The sequence below is a fragment of the Caulobacter endophyticus genome (assembly GCF_029543245.1).
GTDB classification, from domain to species: Bacteria; Pseudomonadota; Alphaproteobacteria; order Caulobacterales; family Caulobacteraceae; genus Caulobacter; species Caulobacter endophyticus_A.
Window position 1 is genome coordinate 95,419 of sequence record NZ_JARQWV010000004.1, and the last position, 15,283, is coordinate 110,701.

Here is a 15,283-nt window from a genome sequence, read left to right on the forward strand (position 1 = left end):
AGCCAAGCACTGGGCCAACGCGCAAATCATGATCGACAAGCCCTAAGCGCCCGTCGCCCCGGCGGCGCGGGGCTGCGCCATCCTCGCGATCTGAGCGTGGCTCTTCGACTTGGCGGCTCAGCCGCCGGGGACACCGGTCGAGGTCCAGGAAGCGCCGCCGGCGAGCACGCCCCCAACCCGGCGTCCCCCTACTGACCGCCTCTGGCGGGGACCAGATCCATGACCGTAATCCACTACAGCGGCCGCGACAGCCGCTTGGGAACCGCGGTGACGTGGGGGCTTTACCCAAGTCCGCCGGTGCGCCCTCGGTGACGGCGCAGGACGACGGAGACAGCCATGGCGGCAGAGCCCCCTGAGGTGCGCAAGGGCATGCCGAGCCCTCGGCTCGACGAGGCCACTTTCAAGGCGCGCTTTCTCAGTCGCTATCCCGATCCGGCCTTCGATCCGCTTCGCGATGAACTGGACAGGATCGCGGCCGCGGCTTGGGACGCCTACAGCCACGAGCGCAAGGCGCCCAAGACGCGTCCCGCCGGACCCGGCTATGCCGATCCCACATACGACCTCGCCGAAGACTGGATCGCGGCCAAGGCGGCCGTCGACGCGGCCCAGGCCCGACACGAAGACGCCGACGGGCCCTGCCGGGTGCTGCTGATCAACGGCTCGTCGCGCAGCGAACACACCTGCCCTGGCGAAATGTCCAAGAGCTGGCGACTGGCGCAGATCGCCCGTCAGGCGCTCGAGGGCCAGGACATCGTCGTCGAGATCCTCGACCTGTCGCGGCTGGCCTCGGAGTTCGGACGCGAGATCCATCCCTGCAAGGCCTGCTTCTCGACCGCGCCGGCGCTCTGCCATTGGCCGTGTTCCTGCTACCCCAACTACTCGCTGGGCCAGGTCCACGACTGGATGAATGATATCTACCCCCTGTGGGTGGAGGCCCACGGGATCATGATCATCACCCCGGTCAACTGGTACCAGGTGACCTCGCCGGTGAAGCTGATGATGGATCGCCTGGTCTGCGCCGACGGCGGCAATCCCGATCCGACCCTCACCCACGGCAAGCACGCCAATGAGGCCAAGGCCATCGAGATGCGGGGCTGGGACTACCCCAAGCACCTCGACGGTCGGGTGTTCTCGGTCGTCGTTCACGGCGATGTCGAGGGCGCGGAAAATGTCCGGCGCAGCCTGTCGGACTGGCTGCGGTTCATGGACCTGGCGCCGGCCGGCATCAACGCCGAGATCGACCGCTATATCGGCTATTGGAAGCCCTACGCCACCGGACACGACGAGCTGGATGCCGACCAGGCCATGCAGGACGAGGTCCGCAACGCCGCCCTGACCTTGGCGCAAGCCGCCCACGCCAAGCACGCCGGCAAGCTTCTGCAGGCGGGTCAGAACCTCTCTCCCCCGCGTCAGAAATAGCCCCCAGGCCTCGCGGCTATTTCCACATCCCGCGCATCTGCGCGGCCAGATCGACCTTCACGATCAGCGGCGCGGCCGTGCGGTCCTCGTGATCGACGAGCGGCCAGGTCGTGCGCTCGAACAGGCCCAGCATCGCCTTGGTGATGAACCGGCTGCGATTGGCGTAGACGTGCCGGTCGCCGCCCGGGGTTTGGCCGGTGACGTAGAAGCGCTGGGGCACGAGGAGATGCAGATCTTCCTTGGCCCTCGTCATGGCGACGTAGAGCAGGCGCCGCTCCTCCTCCAGCTCCGCGGCCGCGCCGGTCCCCAGGTCTGAAGGCATGCAGCCGTCGATGACGTTGAGGACATAGACCGACTTCCATTCCTGGCCCTTGGCCGAGTGGATGGTCGACAGGATCAGGTAGTCCTCGTCCAGCAGCGGCACCCCGGCCTGGTCGCTGACGGCGTCGGGCGGATCGAGGGTGAGCTCGGTCAGGAAGCGCTCGCGCGAAGCGTAGCCCGACGCGATCTGCTCCAGCTGCAGCAGGTCGGCCAGGCGGGTCTCGGCGTCGTCGTGCATTCGTTCCAGATGCGGCTCGTACCACTGCCGCGCCCGCTCGAGCTCCGCGGGCCATGGCGCGGCGCCGGTCCGCAGATCCCGCGCTGCCGAAACGAAGTCGCGCCACGCCGCCGCGGCCTTGGACGGCACTGGCGCCGACTCCAGCGAGAAGACGAGGTCCATGCCGCCATCGACATGGTCGAGGATTCTGGTCGCCGAGGCCGGGCCGATCCCGGCCAGCAGGGTCAGCAGGCGAAAGCCCGAGACCCGGTCGCGCGGGTTCTGCACGAAGCGCAGCAGCGCCATCAGGTCCTTGATGTGGGCCGCATCGAGGAACTTCAGGCCGCCGAACTTCACGAAAGGGATGTTGCGCCGGGTGAGCTCGACTTCGAGAGGCCCCGAATGGCTCGAGGTGCGGAAGAGCACGGCCTGATGCTTGAGGCGCTGGCCTTCCTCGCGCCGGGCCAGGACCTGCTCGACGATGTAGCGGGCCTGGTCGGCCTCCCCGCGGACAGTCACCAGCCCAGGCCGGCCACCACCCTGCTTGTCGGTCCAGAGGTTCTTGGTGAAACGCTCCGCGGCCTCGCCGATAACGGCGTTGGCCGCGGCCAGAACGCCGGCGGTGGAGCGGTAATTGCGGTCCAGGGTGAGCACCTGGGCCGGCGGCTCGAAGGCGGCGGGAAAGTCCAGGATGTTGCGCACGGTGGCCGCGCGGAAGGCGTAGATCGACTGGGCGTCGTCGCCGACCACGGTTAGGCCGCGCCCGCCCGGCTTCAGGGCCAGGAGGATCTGCGCCTGCAGGGCGTTGGTGTCCTGATACTCGTCGACCATGACATGGTCGAAGCGAGCGCTGAGCTCGGCGGCGATCTCCGGATGGGCCATCATCTGCGACCACCACAAGAGAAGGTCGTCGTAATCGAGCACGTTCTGGACCTGCTTGGCCTCGACATAGGCGCCAAACAGCGTCTTCAGCTCGGCGACCCAGGGCGAGCACCAGGGAAAGACCTTGGCCAGCACGACCTCGAGGGACTGCTGGCTGTTGACCACCCGCGAATAGATCGAGAGGCAGGTTCCCTTCGCCGGAAACCGGTTCTCGGTCTTCGAAAAGCCGAGCTGATGACGCACGAGGTTCATCAGGTCGGCGGCGTCTTCGCGATCATGGATGGTGAAGGCCGGGTCCAGGCCAACGACCTCCGCCTGCTCGCGCAGGATCCGCGCGCCAACGCCATGGAAGGTGCCCGACCAGCTGAGGGCCTCGGTCAAGACGTGGGCGCGATCACCCAGAACCTTCCGGGCGATGCGCTCGACCCGCCGGCCCATCTCGGACGCGGCCCGGCGCGAGAACGTCATCAGCAAGATACGATGCGGATCGGCGCCGTTGACCAGCAGGTGGGCGACGCGATGGGCCAGGGTGTTGGTCTTGCCTGAACCGGCGCCAGCGATGACCAGAAGCGGCGCCCCCGGCGTCGTGTCGCTCGCCGTCACGCCATGCTCGACGGCGCGGCGTTGCTGGTCGTTGAGACCATCGAGATAGGCGAAGGCGACCAAGGAAACTGGGGATCCAGGGAAAACGAAACAAGAACCAAGGTCGCAGGTTCGCGCTGTTGGGGCAATGGCAAAGGCGCCGGACACAAAGGCGCACCGCCCCTCGCCCCCAAGACGCCGAACAGCTTCGGCGACCCAGGCCGCGCAAGCCGCGATCAGGCCGCTCCGAAACTCGCCCCGTCGACATCCGACGGAACAGGCGCCGGGCGGCGGCCGTTTTGATGCCTTCCACGACAGGAGGCTTTCATGGCCGAGCGCGAAGACATCTACGATCCGTCCACCCCGGAAGCCAACCGTAACATCCAGCAGGGCGGCGGCGTCGGGGCGCGAGACCTGGCGCGCCAGGAAGAACCGGAGGAGACGGCCCAGACCGAAGACGCCGATGAGAGCCCGACGGAGCCGATGGGCAGGGCCCGTCCCGTGGACTGAGCCATCCCAGAAAGCCACGAAGCCGGAGCAAGCATGGACCTCGACCCCAAACCCCGCCCCCATCCCGACCTTGAGCCGCGGCCAGTGAAGCGAAGAGTCGCAAAGGCCGTAGGCCTTGCGGCTATCGTCATCGCCGTCCTGGCGATTGTGCTCTTCGTCGGATTCAACGCCTCTTACATCGGACAAGCCACCTAGGACGCCCACCGAGCCGACGGCCACGCAAGGCAAGAGAGCCAAGGAATGGTCCAAACCTTCCTTGGACCTCGAAGCGATCGGCAGATCAGTGATCCGCGCATCGATCCCGCCCTCGTCCGGCGCCCCTAACCCGCCCTTCTCTCAAGGAAGATTATTGGACCAGCGCAAGAGCGCTGAAGGAGACCCGACCGTTTCCCGGCGCGCCCCACGACGACAATGGGGCATCCAGACTTGTAGCAGGTCGATACAGTCGTGGGCGAACTTGGCCTATGAGGGCCACACTGAACCCATGCGCCGCGGCCCATTTCCGAACGGGACTTACACTCTGGGCGGCTGTGGACTGTCGGCGCGGGCACGTCGACCGCGCCCGCTTCGAGGTGTCCGGCGCTACATCTTTGACTGTGCAGCGCCGCGGCGCTGGTCGTCCCGGTCGGCTGGCTTGCGACCTCCAGCGGCGTCTAGCAGAGCCCTCGGCGAGCGCGCGATCGGCTCCATATTCCTCGCGCAACTTCGCCTACAAGTTGCGCCACGACCAAATCCATGGGATTCATCGGGCCATGCTGGTCGTCTCCCGCATTATCAGCCGGTCGCGCTCTCGACGCCCAAGCGCTGCGGATCGGCCAGAATGCCGGCGGTGTATTGTCGGGATGGCGGTGCTGCAACTGCTGTGCCTGGCTGTCGTCTGGGCTATGGCCTGCGTCGCGATCATCCCTCTCGTCGCCCTCAGACGTACAATTTTGTACTTCGCGACCTCCAGCTCGACGGGTGAGCGCGCTGAGGGGCGGTAAAGACGCCCTTTTGGATTCGGCGCGAGAAGCGCCTCGCGCGCCCCCGCACTTCCCACCGACGCTTCTGCCGCCTATTTGCCTCTCCCAGACGCCGGACCGTCCATGACGGCGACACCCTGCGCTGCGGCCCTGACCGCATCCGTCTCTATGGCGTCGACGCGCCGGAGGTCCGCCGCGGCGCCACGCCCGCCCCGCCGCTGTCCTATGACGCCCACGACCTGCTCATCAGTCTCACGCGCGGGCGGGCCGGAACAGGCGCTGGGCGCCCCTTGCGACGCCGACCCGGCTTCCGCCTCACCAACCGCCACCCCACCATCAACGATGGGTGTGATGTTCGGCGTTGCGCTTGCGGGTGGCGGCGGCTTTTTTGGCCGAGGCTGACCGCTCGGCGGCGCTGCGGCCGGCCGAGGCCTCGCCACCTTTCCTGCCGCCTTTGTGGGCCGCCGGACGGCCGGTGTCCTTGCCTCGGCCGGAGCCTGATTTCTTGCCGCCGCCGTCGTCCTTGTTGACGGTCGCCCAAGCCCTTCGCTCGGCTTCCTTGGTCGATACGCCCTTGTCCTGGTAGGACTCGGCGATGTGGTCGGCTTTGCGCTCCTGCTTGTCGGTATAGGCGCTCTTGTCACCTCGGGGCATGTCATCCTCCTGATGGACGCGGACCATGCGTCCGCCCTACGACAGCTCCCTGACCAACCAGGCGTTCCTAAAGCAAAGTCAAAGGTTTAGCTTGGGAAACCTTTGACGCTGAGAGGAACGTAGGTCGTCGCGCCCCGTTGCTGCCGTACCTTGCCGATCCTCGGCGAGGCCAGGGACGGAAACACGACCATGAACGAGAACCGCGACAATAACGGCCTGCAACAACAGCCGAACGACGCCCAGCGCCAGCAGGCCGGGCAGCAAAACCAGCAGGGCGAGACCCGTTCGCCGCAGCAGCAGTCGGACGAGCGCCAGCAGCCTCAGCCGGGCCAGCAGAACCAGCAAGCTGATCGCGATCGACGCGCCAACGAAGGCAGCGAAGGGACCGGCCAGGACGACCCCAACAACGGCTCGGTCGGCGGCGTCGACACCGGCGGCGACCTGCAGCCGGGCCGCACCGGCGACGGCGGCGCCGAACGTTAGATCGGATGATGGGCCGCTCCTTTCGAGCGGCCCTTTTCCTTGAAGCCCCGATGACCCATCCCGACCGCCGCCTCGTTCTCGTCGCCGCCGCCACCGGCGGCCTGAGCTGAAAATTTCCTATCATCGGCCCCTGACGGACAACACGGGCCTGGCGCGCGCCGAGGGCCGAGTGGTGGCCTTGGGCCGCCGCGCCGCCTTCGCCGAGGCCTCGGTCAAGGACGCCAGAGGGAGGATTGACGCCACCGCGACCTCCAGCCTTCTGGTGTTCGAGCGCACGACCTAGCCGCCTCGATGCGGCGAGCGCCGGATCCAAGTCCCATCGCCGTCTGCGGGGCGCATGACGGACAAGGGGCCTCCGCCTTCCCCGCTCGGCCGCCCTCAGACTCCAGGACGGCCCGCGCCGGCGCGTGGGGATCAGTCCTGCGCGATCCTGAAGGACTTTGGCTCGGACATGACGTCGGGGACGGTGAACTCGGCCCGCAGTCCGCTTGGTCGCCAGTTGAGCCGCGCCCTGCCTCGTAGTTGGCGCCTGATGATGGCGCCGATCATCGCCGAACCGAACCCCGAAGGCCTCGGCTCGACTGGCGGCGGCCCGCCGACCTCATCCCAAACCATCGTAAAACCACGCCCGGTTTCGCTTGGCATCCAGCGTACGACGAGTAAGCCCTGCGGCGTAGAAAGACAGCCATGGGTCGCAGCATTGGCGTGCATCTCGTGCAGGACCAGCGCCAGCGGCTGGACCAGCGGCGCCCCGATGTGGATTTCAGGTCCATCAAAGGTGGCGCGGCTAGCATCGAACGGCGCGATCTGCAGCTCGAAAAGCTCATGCAACGGGGCGGCTCGCCAGTGCCGCTCCGACAGGTAGGCATGGGTCCTGGCCAGAGCTTGGACCCGTCGCTGCACAGCGGCGGCATACTGGGCCGCGTCCCGCGCTCGGCTAAGTCGTACGATCCCTTCGACGATCGCCAGCGCGTTCATCGCCCGATGGTCGACCTCCCGAAGAAGAATGCGGTTTTCCTCTCGCGCCAGCTCGCTCGCTTGGCGCTCAATGCTGACATCGACGATGGAGGCGAAGAAATAGGCCAAGCCCCCCTGTTCGTCATGAGCCGGACTAAGATTGACGCGGTTCCAGAACGTGGAACCGTCTTTTCGATAGTTGAGGATCTCAACCTCCGCCGGGCGCGCCTGCCTGACCGCCTCATGCAGGACTCTGACCGCCTGAGAGCACGTCGACGGGCCTTGAAGGAAACGACAGTTCCGGCCGATGACGTCGTCGAGCCGATATCCCGTCAGATTCAGAAATGCCGCGTTAGCCAATATGATCGGGTTATCGTCCTTCGATGGATCGCATATGATTATGGGGGTGCTAGCCCGCTCGACGGCGAAGAACACCAGGTCGCGGCGATCAGCGTGAACGGTCGAGAGATGCGGCCCGTCGCTCAAAGACTTCTTCCTCCCTCGCCGGATGATCGTTCGGGGCTAACGCCAAGCCGCGTCGGGGGTTGCTGGGCGTCGATGAGGATCAACCTCGCGCCTGAATGTCGGTTGAGGCTCGACCTTGAGGTTCGCGGCGCTGCAAGCGCAAGCGCTCGACCCCTGTGTGGGGTATCCGCCCGCGCCCCAGGCGTCGCTGACAGGCCGATAACGTCCAGTCGCTCGGTCGATCAGTTCAGATCGAGCCCCTCCAAGTGCGACAAGCCGCACGGCCGCGCGGGGCGCTGATCTTTCAAGCCGGCGCACCGGTCCGGGCAACGGCGTCTCGGCCCAGGCCGCCCCCATGAATGTTCACGGTGCTTGCCGAGGGATCATACTGGAAGGGCTCGATCGCGAACGGGAGCGGGATCTCGCCGACAGGTCGCGCCAAAGCCCTCCGGCGGCCAGATCTGCAGCCCGCGCGCAGGTTAGGCCCGCATCGCTGAAGGCTCCGCACAGTCCCCCTGGCAGGGTGGAAAAAGAAAACGTCCGGCGCGCTCGCCGTTACGAAGCCGAATTTCCAGAACCACCGGTTCGCCCGCTTGCGCCAGGCTGTGACAAAGTTCCCGCGCGGCCTGTTCGGCGCGGGCGCCGGTGGCGAAGTTGCTAGGACTGGCCTCGAAGTCGCCACGGACAATCCAGCCGTTTCCTGACGGCTCGACAAAAATATAGGTAGGCATTGGCATAGTTTGGTTCAGATCGATGAAGTGGCGACCGACCTGCGAAGGTCGGCCGCCTGCCCCAACTCAAGAGAAGCTGTCGCGATCCAGGCGGCTCAGTGCGGACAATACCTCGCTGAGCGGCACAGGCGCCGGCGTTCCCAAGAGCCATCTTTGACTGGGCCGGTGCTCGACGGCGCTGGCGTCGGAAGCCCAGGCCGCCAGTATCTCGCGCTTTTCGGCCGGATCAAGTTCACCGTCCTTGAGCACCTCCAGCGGGTGGAGAAAGCCGACGGCGGGACGTGCTGGCCAGCGTCGCGCCCGCTCCGTCGTCCTGATGTCTCTGTCCACGACGAGCCTCCCTAGGCGGCCTTCTGGGAGGACGCGGCTTGGCGCAGCGGCGCTGATCGATCCGGCCCCGGCTTGATCGGAATCTGGCGGGGCTCGAGCCCCTCGGGGACCTGGCGCGCAAGGTCGATCACCAGCATCCCATGGGCGTGGCTCGCGCCGCTGACGATGACGTGGTCGGTCAGCTGAAACCGAAGCTCGAAGGGACGCTGCGCCAGCCCCTGGTGCAGATAGGTCCTGGCCTGCTGTCCGTGGCCTGTCGCCTTACGCCCGCTGATCACCAGCAGATTGGCCTGCGTGACGACCTGCAGATCCGCTGGCGAGAAGCCAGCCGCCGCCAGGGAAATACGATAGGCGCCCTCGCCGGTCATTTCGACATCGAAGGGCGGACAAGGCGCGCTGGCGTCGCCGCGCAGAGCGGTCTCGATCAGGTCAGCCATGCGATCGACGCCGATCATCGAGCCGTAGAGGGGCGCCAGATCAATAGCGGTGCTCATTTCCATCTCCTCGAAAGCAAGTTGGACATGAGGGGGCGTTGAACAGGCGTCAGCCGCCCCCGATCCGGGCGCTGTCGGCGTCCGGCAAGCAGGCGTTGAATTAGGACAGCGCGCAAATTCGTCAAGACGCCGTGGGGAAAAGTCGCTCACGCACCGCGCTTGCCGCTCCCGCCGAGAGCGGTTCTTCCGCCTTTCGGCGACCGGCCGTGACGCCGACAACGCGCCGTCGCAAGCCGCGTCGAAGTCAACGACGGATCGCTTCGGGCACGCCCGGGGCCTGGCGGCCGTCGACAGGGCGCCCGCAGGCGACGACGCGTCGCGAGATCTTCGCACGTTCGCCCCAGGTCACTTTCCAATTCGGAAAGTTTACACTTGCCATAGCGGAAAGTGATCGGTAGCTTTCCAATATGGAAAGTAAGGAGACGCCTGTGGGCCCCACCCCGTCGATCGATCCCGCCGAAGCCGTCCATATGCTGGCTAAGGTCAAGGCTGTCAGCACTGATCTGGCCCGCCGCGCCAGAGCGCCGATCTGGTATCATCCTGCCCTGGGGCTGTTGATGGGCGGCCTGGTCGCCGTGCAGGGCCAGGCCTTCCCGCTGATGATCGGCTACTACTTGGCTTTCCTCCTGGGCCTGGCTCTATTGGTGAGGGCCTACAAGCGCCATACCGGCATGTGGGTCAGCGGCTACCGCGCCGGCCGCACCCGCTGGGTCGCCGTCGGCCTGGCGGTTCTGACGGCCTTGTCGATCCTGCTCTCGGCGTGGCTGGCGCGCGATCACGCCCTGGCCGCAGCGCCGTTCGTCATCGGGGCCATCGCCGCCTCGGCGGTCACGATCGGAGGCTTCGTCTGGGAGGCCGCTTTCCGCCGCGACCTGCGCGACGGCGTCAACCTGTGAGCCTCGCCGTCCTCGACCCGGTCATCCACGCCCCCAACCGCCTGCAGATCTGCTGTATGTTGGCGAGCGTCGACACCATCGATTTCGCCACCCTTCGCGAGGCGCTGGACGTCTCGGAATCGGTGCTTTCCAAGCACATCAAGACCCTGGAGGAAGCGGGCTATCTGAAGGTCAGCAAGAGCCCTTCGGAGGGCCGGCTTCGCACCTGGACGGCGCTGACCTCCACCGGCCGAAAGGCGGTGAAAGGCCATTTGGCCGCGCTGAAGGCGATGATGGAGGGCGTACCCGGGGTCTGAGCGCTCGTGGGCGGCTAATGTCGCTGAAGCGGCCTGACCGCTGCGAACCTCGCGCCGCGTCGCATCCTGGGCCATGACGGGTCCGGGGCGTTAGCCGGCAGACCCTCGCCGTGCGTCCAGGCCCGCCGCAATCGTCGAGGGACGCGCGCATGCCGGTTTGAGGCCTCTCACTCCGAAGCGGCTCGCGCGAGGTCAGGCCTTGGCGCGAACACGGCGCCGCAGCGCTCGATCAACAGGCTCGCCTGGATCGGTTTGGACAGATGGCCGTCAGCTCCCGCCGCGAGCGACGCCTGGACGTGTTCGGGCATGGCGTTGGCGGTCAGTACATGGATCTGTGTCCGCGGCCGGCGCTCGGCCGCCTCCAGCGCGCGGATACGCCTGATGGCGGTCAGGCCGTCCATGACCGGCATCTGCATGTCCATCAGGATCATGTCGAAAGCGCCGTGCTGATAGGCCGCCACCGCTTCGGCGCCGTTCTCGACGCTGATCAGGTCGATCCCCGTGGCGCCGAGGATCAGCTCGACCACCCGGCGGTTGGTGGGATGATCCTCGGCGAGAAGGACGCGCATGCCGGCCAGGGGCACCTGGGCGTCGCAGCCCGCCGGCGCCGCCGCCTCATGCGCCGGGGCCGGGCCGCGGGGCAACGGCGCGGCGAAGGTGAAGGTCGCCCCCTGGCCGCAGCGCCCTTCGGCCTCGAGCCTGCCGCCCATCGCCTGGGCCAATGACTGGGAGATCGCCAGTCCCAGCCCGCTTCCTCCATATGAGCGGGTGTTGGAGCCGTCGGCCTGCTCGAAGCGGGAAAACAGCCGCGCCTTGGTCTTCTCGTCGAAGCCGATGCCGGTGTCGCAAACCTCGAATATGACCGTCGAATTCGTCTTGGTCTCAGCAACCCTCACCGAAAGGCGCACCTGGCCTGCCGAGGTGAACTTGACCGCGTTGCTGAGGAGGTTTGTCACGACCTGCCGAATGCGGATGGCGTCGCCAACGAAGATCCCTGCCGCGTCCGGGCCGATGTCGACCGTGAGATCCAGACCCTTGGCCTGGGCGGCCGCGTCGAAAAGTTCGGCGCAAGCCCCCACCGACGCCGCGAGGTCAAACGGCTCGGCCCGCAATTCCAACTTCCCCGCCTCGATCCTGGCCAGGTCCAGGATGTCGGTCAGCAGGGTTTCCAAGGTTCTGGCGGAGGTTTCGACCAGTTCGACCATGCTCCGCTGAGCCTGGGTCAGCGGCGTGCGCGCCAGAGCGCCGGCGACGCCCAGCACGCCATTGAGGGGCGTACGGATTTCGTGGCTCATATTGGCCAGGAACTGCGACTTGGCGTCGTTGGCCGCGTCGGCCTTGGCCGCAGCCTCCTTCAGGGCGTCGGCGGTCTGCTGCGCCAGGGCCAGCGAGGTCGCGACCGCCCGGGCGTCGGCCAGGCCCCGCCGCGTCGCCGCCGCCAGATGCGCTACATACATGAGGTTGGCCAGGCAGACGAAGGCCGCGGCCCCTTTCCCCGGTTCGGTGGCCAGAGAATAGATCGGCAAGCCGATCAGCAGGCAGATGAACGGGGTCGTACCCGCCCAGAGCATGGCCGCCGAAGAACTGGCGTGAAGCCGAACGTTCATCACGCCCCCGGCCAGCACCGTGACGGCCAACACCCGGCCCTGCCACCCTTCGTTGAACCAGGCCGCCGGGGCCACGCTTGCGAAGATGGCGGTGCTCAGAGCCACCGACCCGATGAACAGCCGCTTGCGCGCTTCGCTCGGCTGACAGCCAGCCTTGCGCATCGGCCGGGAAAGCCACGAGGTGACGAGTTGAGCCGCCACGGTCGCGACCAGCCAGACCGCAGGCCAGGCGCTGGCGTGGTTGAGATAGATCGCCGCGGCGATGCCGACGCTGAAGAAAAGCCGAAGGGGGAACTCCCGCACCCTTCGGTGAGCAATGCCATACCAGTCTTCCTGTCGCATCCGGACATGCTCGGCCCCGGCGCTTTAACAGTTCGATAATGTTGAGGCAGGTCGACCCGCGACAATCCGTCGCGAATGATCAGTAATGCCGCGCGGAGGGGCGAGAAATTATCAAATGTTATTGCCAGTAAGCCGGCTGTTCGCACCCGCCATGCGCTGCAAGCGCAAGCAGACCGGGTGCTGAAGGCGGCAAGCCACGCCGGATCGAGACGCTTCCGAGTTCTTTCGACAATCGCCTACGCTCCCGATCTGCGGAGCACGCAAAGGCTTGGAGCGGTGCTGGCGGCGCCCGTCCCGGTCTGCCACGACTACCTTCCGCAAGGCCGGACGGACTATCGCTGGGAAACCACGGTCGCCGAGCAGCGGGGCGGCGACACCGATGTGCGCGACGGTCAGGCCAAGGACCGCCGCGTCGCCCCGCGCAAGACGCGCGACCCGACCCCCTGGCCGCGGCCGCACAACCCTTATCTGCACGCTCTGCAGGTGAGCATCCGCGCCGGCGCCCTGCCCGCAGCGTCCGCCGAGGGGGCTTTCAGTCCGGGTCTGCCCGCTAGGTTCGCGCCATGACTCGGCGAGACTGGGGGTTGCCATTTGCCGGTCGCCGTTCCAAGGACGTCAAACATGTCGCCTTCGACCACTGTCGGGCTGGCGGCGATCGCCTTGGGGCCCTTTCTGGCGAGGGCCAAGGATCGCGGCGTCTTGCGCCTGAAGCGGCCCTAAGGCTCGAGCGCGAGAACTTCGGACGAGGAGCCCCCACTTGGTGACCACCAATCGCCTGAGCGGCAAGGGGGTGCTGACCGCTCCGGGCCTGACCTTCCCAGTAAGCTATACGCTCGTCCTGACCCTCGGAGGCCGCCGCCGCTCGGCGACCGGCGTCGTGGAAGGGCCCGATGCGAAGCTTCAGGAAGCCGTAGCCGCGCGCGCTCTTCGGTTAAGGCTCGAGGACGGGACGGAACTGGCCGTGGCGCTGCAGCGGAAGATTTCGACCGGCCCGGTGCTGATCCGCTCGGTCGGCGCCCTGGGCCGTCTTGCCAGGAGCGGGTGACGCGCGGTCGTGAACGGAGGTCGGGCAACCCAAAGCTTGGCTTTGACGTTCAGCTTTCGGGAACTGCTGGCTGCGACCTGATCGCGCGCATGGAGGGGCGCTAAGTCATGACATCCATCGCCTTCCTGGCGAGAACGACGGGTGACGTCGCCCAACTGATGGCGAGCGACGCGGGCTGGAATGGTCCATTGGGTCATCCGCGCGACTGGCCTGAGGCTCTGCGCCAGCAGGCCGCGGTCGTGCTGAACGCGCCGCTGCCGATGTTCCTGCTCTGGGGCCCCTCGCGCGCCCTGGTCTACAATGACGCCTATCGGGCCATCCTCGGCTCCAAGCATCCCTGGGCGCTTGGCCGCCCCTTCTTCGAGGTCTGGCCCGAAGTGCGCACGCGGATCGGCCCGGTCATCGAGGCGGCGTTCGCCGGCAGCCCAGCCGTTTCGAGGACCATAGGGTGTTGTTAAGCCGCGACGGCGTCGAACAGCCCGCCTGGTTCACCTTTTCCTACAGCGCCATTGCGGTCGATGAGGAGATCCCCGGCGTCCTCTGCGTGTGCATCGAAACGACATCGGCTGCGCTCGAGCGGGCGTCGCGGCAAGAAAGTCAGACCGCGCTGCTGTTTCTGGATCGCTTCACGCAGACAACCTCGGCCTTGGCAAGCGCCGAGGGGGTCATGGCGCGCGCGACCGAGCTTGTCGGCAAGCAGCTGCAGGTGGACATCTGCGCCTACGCCGACATGGACGAAAACCAGGACGACTTCTCGATCCGTGGCGACTGGACCGCCCCTGGTTCGAAGTCGATCGTCGGTCGCTATCGACTGGCGGATTTCGGACGCGCGGCGGTGGACAACCTGTCGCGCGGCCTTGCCCTCGTCATCAACGACAACCGCGTCGAGATCGCCCCGCACGAGGCGGCGACATTCCAGGCCATCGGCATCGCCTCGACGATCTGCATGCCGCTGATCCGCAACGGTCGCCTAAGCGCCCTCATGGCGGTGCATCGCAAAACGCCGCATATATGGTCGGACCAGGAACTGGCCTTGGTACGCGAGGCGACCGAACGATCCTGGGCCTTCGTCGAGCGCGCCAGGAGCGAGCGCGCGTTACATGAAAGCGAGACGCGGCTTCGCCTAGCCACCGAGTTCAGCGAGATTGGTCTGTGGGACGTCGAGCATGGCCATCGCGCGCTCTACTGGGACGACCGCGTCCGGGCCCTGTTTGGGGTCGCTCCGGGACGGGCTGTATCGCTGAGTGATTTCTACAACGGCCTGCATCCTGACGATGTCGAGGCCACTACCGCCGCCTATGTCGCGGCCGCAGACCCGGATCGGCGGGCGCTCTACGACGTGGAATATCGCACCGTGGGCGCCGACGACGGCGTGGTGCGCTGGGTCGCCGCCAAGGGCCGCGGCCTGTTCGACAGCCAGGGCCGTTGCGTACGGGTGGCTGGAACCGCGACGGACATCACCGCCCGCAAGCAGGCCGAGGAGACCAGCCAGCTATTGATGCGCGAGGTCGACCATCGCGCGCGCAACTCTCTTGCGGTCATCCAGTCGGTCGTCCGCCTGACGGACGCGGCCGATCAGAAGGCCCTGCGTCAGGCGCTCCACGGCAGGATCGACGCGATGTCGCGCGCCCAGGCCGCCCTGGCCAGGAGCAACTGGCGCGGCGGGACCATGGCTCAGCTGGTGCGCGAGGAGCTTTCGTCCACACTGACGCCTGGGAGCCGACTGCGGCTTTCGGGCGAGGAGGTCGCCCTGTCGGCCGAACAGATTCAGCCGCTCAGCATGATCCTTCATGAACTGGCGACCAACGCTGTAAAATATGGCGCGCTGTCGTCTAATGACGGCGCCGTAGACGTGCGCTGGTCGGGAAGCTTGAACCGTTGGTCGCTCCACTGGCAGGAGCATGGAGGTCCGCCCATCGCCGCGCCGACGCGGAAGGGTTTTGGCTCACGGCTGATGGCCAATCTGGCCCGACAGCTCGGCGCTCAGATCCGTTTCGACTGGCGCGGCGAAGGCCTGTCGGTCGATATGGTGCTCGACAAGGCCGCTTAGCAGCGCGAAGCCGCCGCGTTGGCGCGCTGGCGGGGGCGCT

The 15,283-nt window shown here is 66.8% G+C and carries 15 protein-coding genes; 9 read left to right on the forward strand and 6 right to left on the reverse strand.

The features are described 5' to 3' along the window. Positions 1–336 precede the first annotated feature (336 nt). Positions 337–1,419, forward strand: coding sequence for a flavodoxin family protein (locus P7A99_RS05085; RefSeq protein ID WP_277792855.1), 1,083 nt, complete (start codon positions 337–339; stop codon positions 1,417–1,419). Between the two features lie 16 nt (positions 1,420–1,435). On the opposite strand, the gene P7A99_RS05090 is transcribed toward P7A99_RS05085, so the two are convergent. Continuing rightward, positions 1,436–3,505 (reverse strand): ATP-dependent helicase, encoded by a 2,070-nt coding sequence (locus P7A99_RS05090; protein ID WP_277792856.1) that lies wholly within the window; start codon positions 3,503–3,505, stop codon positions 1,436–1,438. A gap of 243 nt (positions 3,506–3,748) precedes the next feature. On the opposite strand from P7A99_RS05090, the gene P7A99_RS05095 reads away from it, so the two are divergent. Beyond that, positions 3,749–3,931 (forward strand): hypothetical protein, encoded by a 183-nt coding sequence (locus P7A99_RS05095; RefSeq protein WP_277792857.1) that lies wholly within the window; start codon positions 3,749–3,751, stop codon positions 3,929–3,931. Between the two features lie 1,298 nt (positions 3,932–5,229). Here the strand turns inward: P7A99_RS05095 and P7A99_RS05100 are convergent. Next, complete coding sequence (locus P7A99_RS05100; RefSeq protein WP_277792858.1) at positions 5,230–5,547, reverse strand: plasmid stabilization protein; 318 nt, start codon at positions 5,545–5,547, stop codon at positions 5,230–5,232. Positions 5,548–5,736: 189 nt separating this feature from the next. Between P7A99_RS05100 and P7A99_RS05105 the strand changes: the two genes are divergently transcribed. Next, complete coding sequence (locus P7A99_RS05105) at positions 5,737–6,030, forward strand: hypothetical protein (protein ID WP_277792859.1); 294 nt, start codon at positions 5,737–5,739, stop codon at positions 6,028–6,030. Between the two features lie 414 nt (positions 6,031–6,444). Here the strand turns inward: P7A99_RS05105 and P7A99_RS05110 are convergent, their stop codons facing one another. The 3 genes from P7A99_RS05110 to P7A99_RS05120 form a co-directional block, all read right to left on the reverse strand. Beyond that, on the reverse strand, positions 6,445–7,473 hold the full coding sequence (locus P7A99_RS05110) for a PAS domain-containing protein (protein ID WP_277792860.1): 1,029 nt from the start codon (positions 7,471–7,473) through the stop codon (positions 6,445–6,447). 776 nt (positions 7,474–8,249) lie between these two features. Beyond that, positions 8,250–8,513, reverse strand: coding sequence for a hypothetical protein (locus tag P7A99_RS05115; RefSeq protein WP_277792861.1), 264 nt, complete (start codon positions 8,511–8,513; stop codon positions 8,250–8,252). A gap of 11 nt (positions 8,514–8,524) precedes the next feature. Beyond that, the gene (locus tag P7A99_RS05120; RefSeq protein WP_277792862.1) at positions 8,525–9,007 is read right to left on the reverse strand and encodes an Hsp20 family protein; all 483 of its coding nucleotides are present in this window, start codon (positions 9,005–9,007) and stop codon (positions 8,525–8,527) included. 428 nt (positions 9,008–9,435) lie between these two features. Here P7A99_RS05120 and P7A99_RS05125 point away from each other — a divergent pair, with 428 nt between their 5' ends. Both P7A99_RS05125 and P7A99_RS05130 read left to right on the forward strand, forming a co-directional pair. Continuing rightward, a complete protein-coding gene (locus tag P7A99_RS05125; RefSeq protein WP_277792863.1) occupies positions 9,436–9,903 on the forward strand; it encodes a hypothetical protein in 468 nt (155 codons plus the stop codon). Beyond that, on the forward strand, positions 9,900–10,199 hold the full coding sequence (locus tag P7A99_RS05130; RefSeq protein WP_165257223.1) for a transcriptional regulator: 300 nt from the start codon (positions 9,900–9,902) through the stop codon (positions 10,197–10,199). The genes P7A99_RS05125 and P7A99_RS05130 overlap by 4 nt, the downstream gene beginning before the upstream one ends. A gap of 167 nt (positions 10,200–10,366) precedes the next feature. Here the strand turns inward: P7A99_RS05130 and P7A99_RS05135 are convergent, their stop codons facing one another. Continuing rightward, positions 10,367–12,148, reverse strand: a complete 1,782-nt coding sequence (locus P7A99_RS05135; protein ID WP_277792864.1) for an ATP-binding protein — start codon at positions 12,146–12,148, stop codon at positions 10,367–10,369. A gap of 75 nt (positions 12,149–12,223) precedes the next feature. Here P7A99_RS05135 and P7A99_RS05140 point away from each other — a divergent pair, with 75 nt between their 5' ends. From P7A99_RS05140 to P7A99_RS05155, 4 genes are all read left to right on the forward strand, one after another. Continuing rightward, entirely contained in the window at positions 12,224–12,715 is a 492-nt protein-coding gene (locus P7A99_RS05140) for a hypothetical protein (protein ID WP_277792865.1), read from the forward strand. A 193-nt stretch (positions 12,716–12,908) separates the two neighbouring features. After that, positions 12,909–13,193 carry a hypothetical protein gene (locus P7A99_RS05145; protein WP_277792866.1) on the forward strand — a complete coding sequence of 95 codons (285 nt, stop codon included), beginning with the start codon at positions 12,909–12,911 and terminating at the stop codon, positions 13,191–13,193. 107 nt (positions 13,194–13,300) lie between these two features. After that, a complete protein-coding gene (locus tag P7A99_RS05150; RefSeq protein ID WP_277792867.1) occupies positions 13,301–13,651 on the forward strand; it encodes a hypothetical protein in 351 nt (116 codons plus the stop codon). Continuing rightward, complete coding sequence (locus P7A99_RS05155; RefSeq protein WP_277792868.1) at positions 13,645–15,243, forward strand: sensor histidine kinase; 1,599 nt, start codon at positions 13,645–13,647, stop codon at positions 15,241–15,243. Before P7A99_RS05150 ends, P7A99_RS05155 begins: the two co-directional genes overlap by 7 nt. Positions 15,244–15,283 lie beyond the last annotated feature (40 nt).

Coding starts and splice junctions, on each gene's coding strand:
- P7A99_RS05085 (WP_277792855.1), top strand. CDS start 337: ATGGCGGCAGAGCCCCCTGAGGTGCGCAAGGGCATGCCGAGCCCTCGG.
- P7A99_RS05095 (WP_277792857.1), top strand. CDS start 3,749: ATGGCCGAGCGCGAAGACATCTACGATCCGTCCACCCCGGAAGCCAAC.
- P7A99_RS05100 (WP_277792858.1), bottom strand. CDS start 5,547: ATGCCCCGAGGTGACAAGAGCGCCTATACCGACAAGCAGGAGCGCAAA.
- P7A99_RS05105 (WP_277792859.1), top strand. CDS start 5,737: ATGAACGAGAACCGCGACAATAACGGCCTGCAACAACAGCCGAACGAC.
- P7A99_RS05120 (WP_277792862.1), bottom strand. CDS start 9,007: ATGAGCACCGCTATTGATCTGGCGCCCCTCTACGGCTCGATGATCGGC.
- P7A99_RS05135 (WP_277792864.1), bottom strand. CDS start 12,148: ATGCGACAGGAAGACTGGTATGGCATTGCTCACCGAAGGGTGCGGGAG.
- P7A99_RS05140 (WP_277792865.1), top strand. CDS start 12,224: ATGATCAGTAATGCCGCGCGGAGGGGCGAGAAATTATCAAATGTTATT.
- P7A99_RS05150 (WP_277792867.1), top strand. CDS start 13,301: ATGACATCCATCGCCTTCCTGGCGAGAACGACGGGTGACGTCGCCCAA.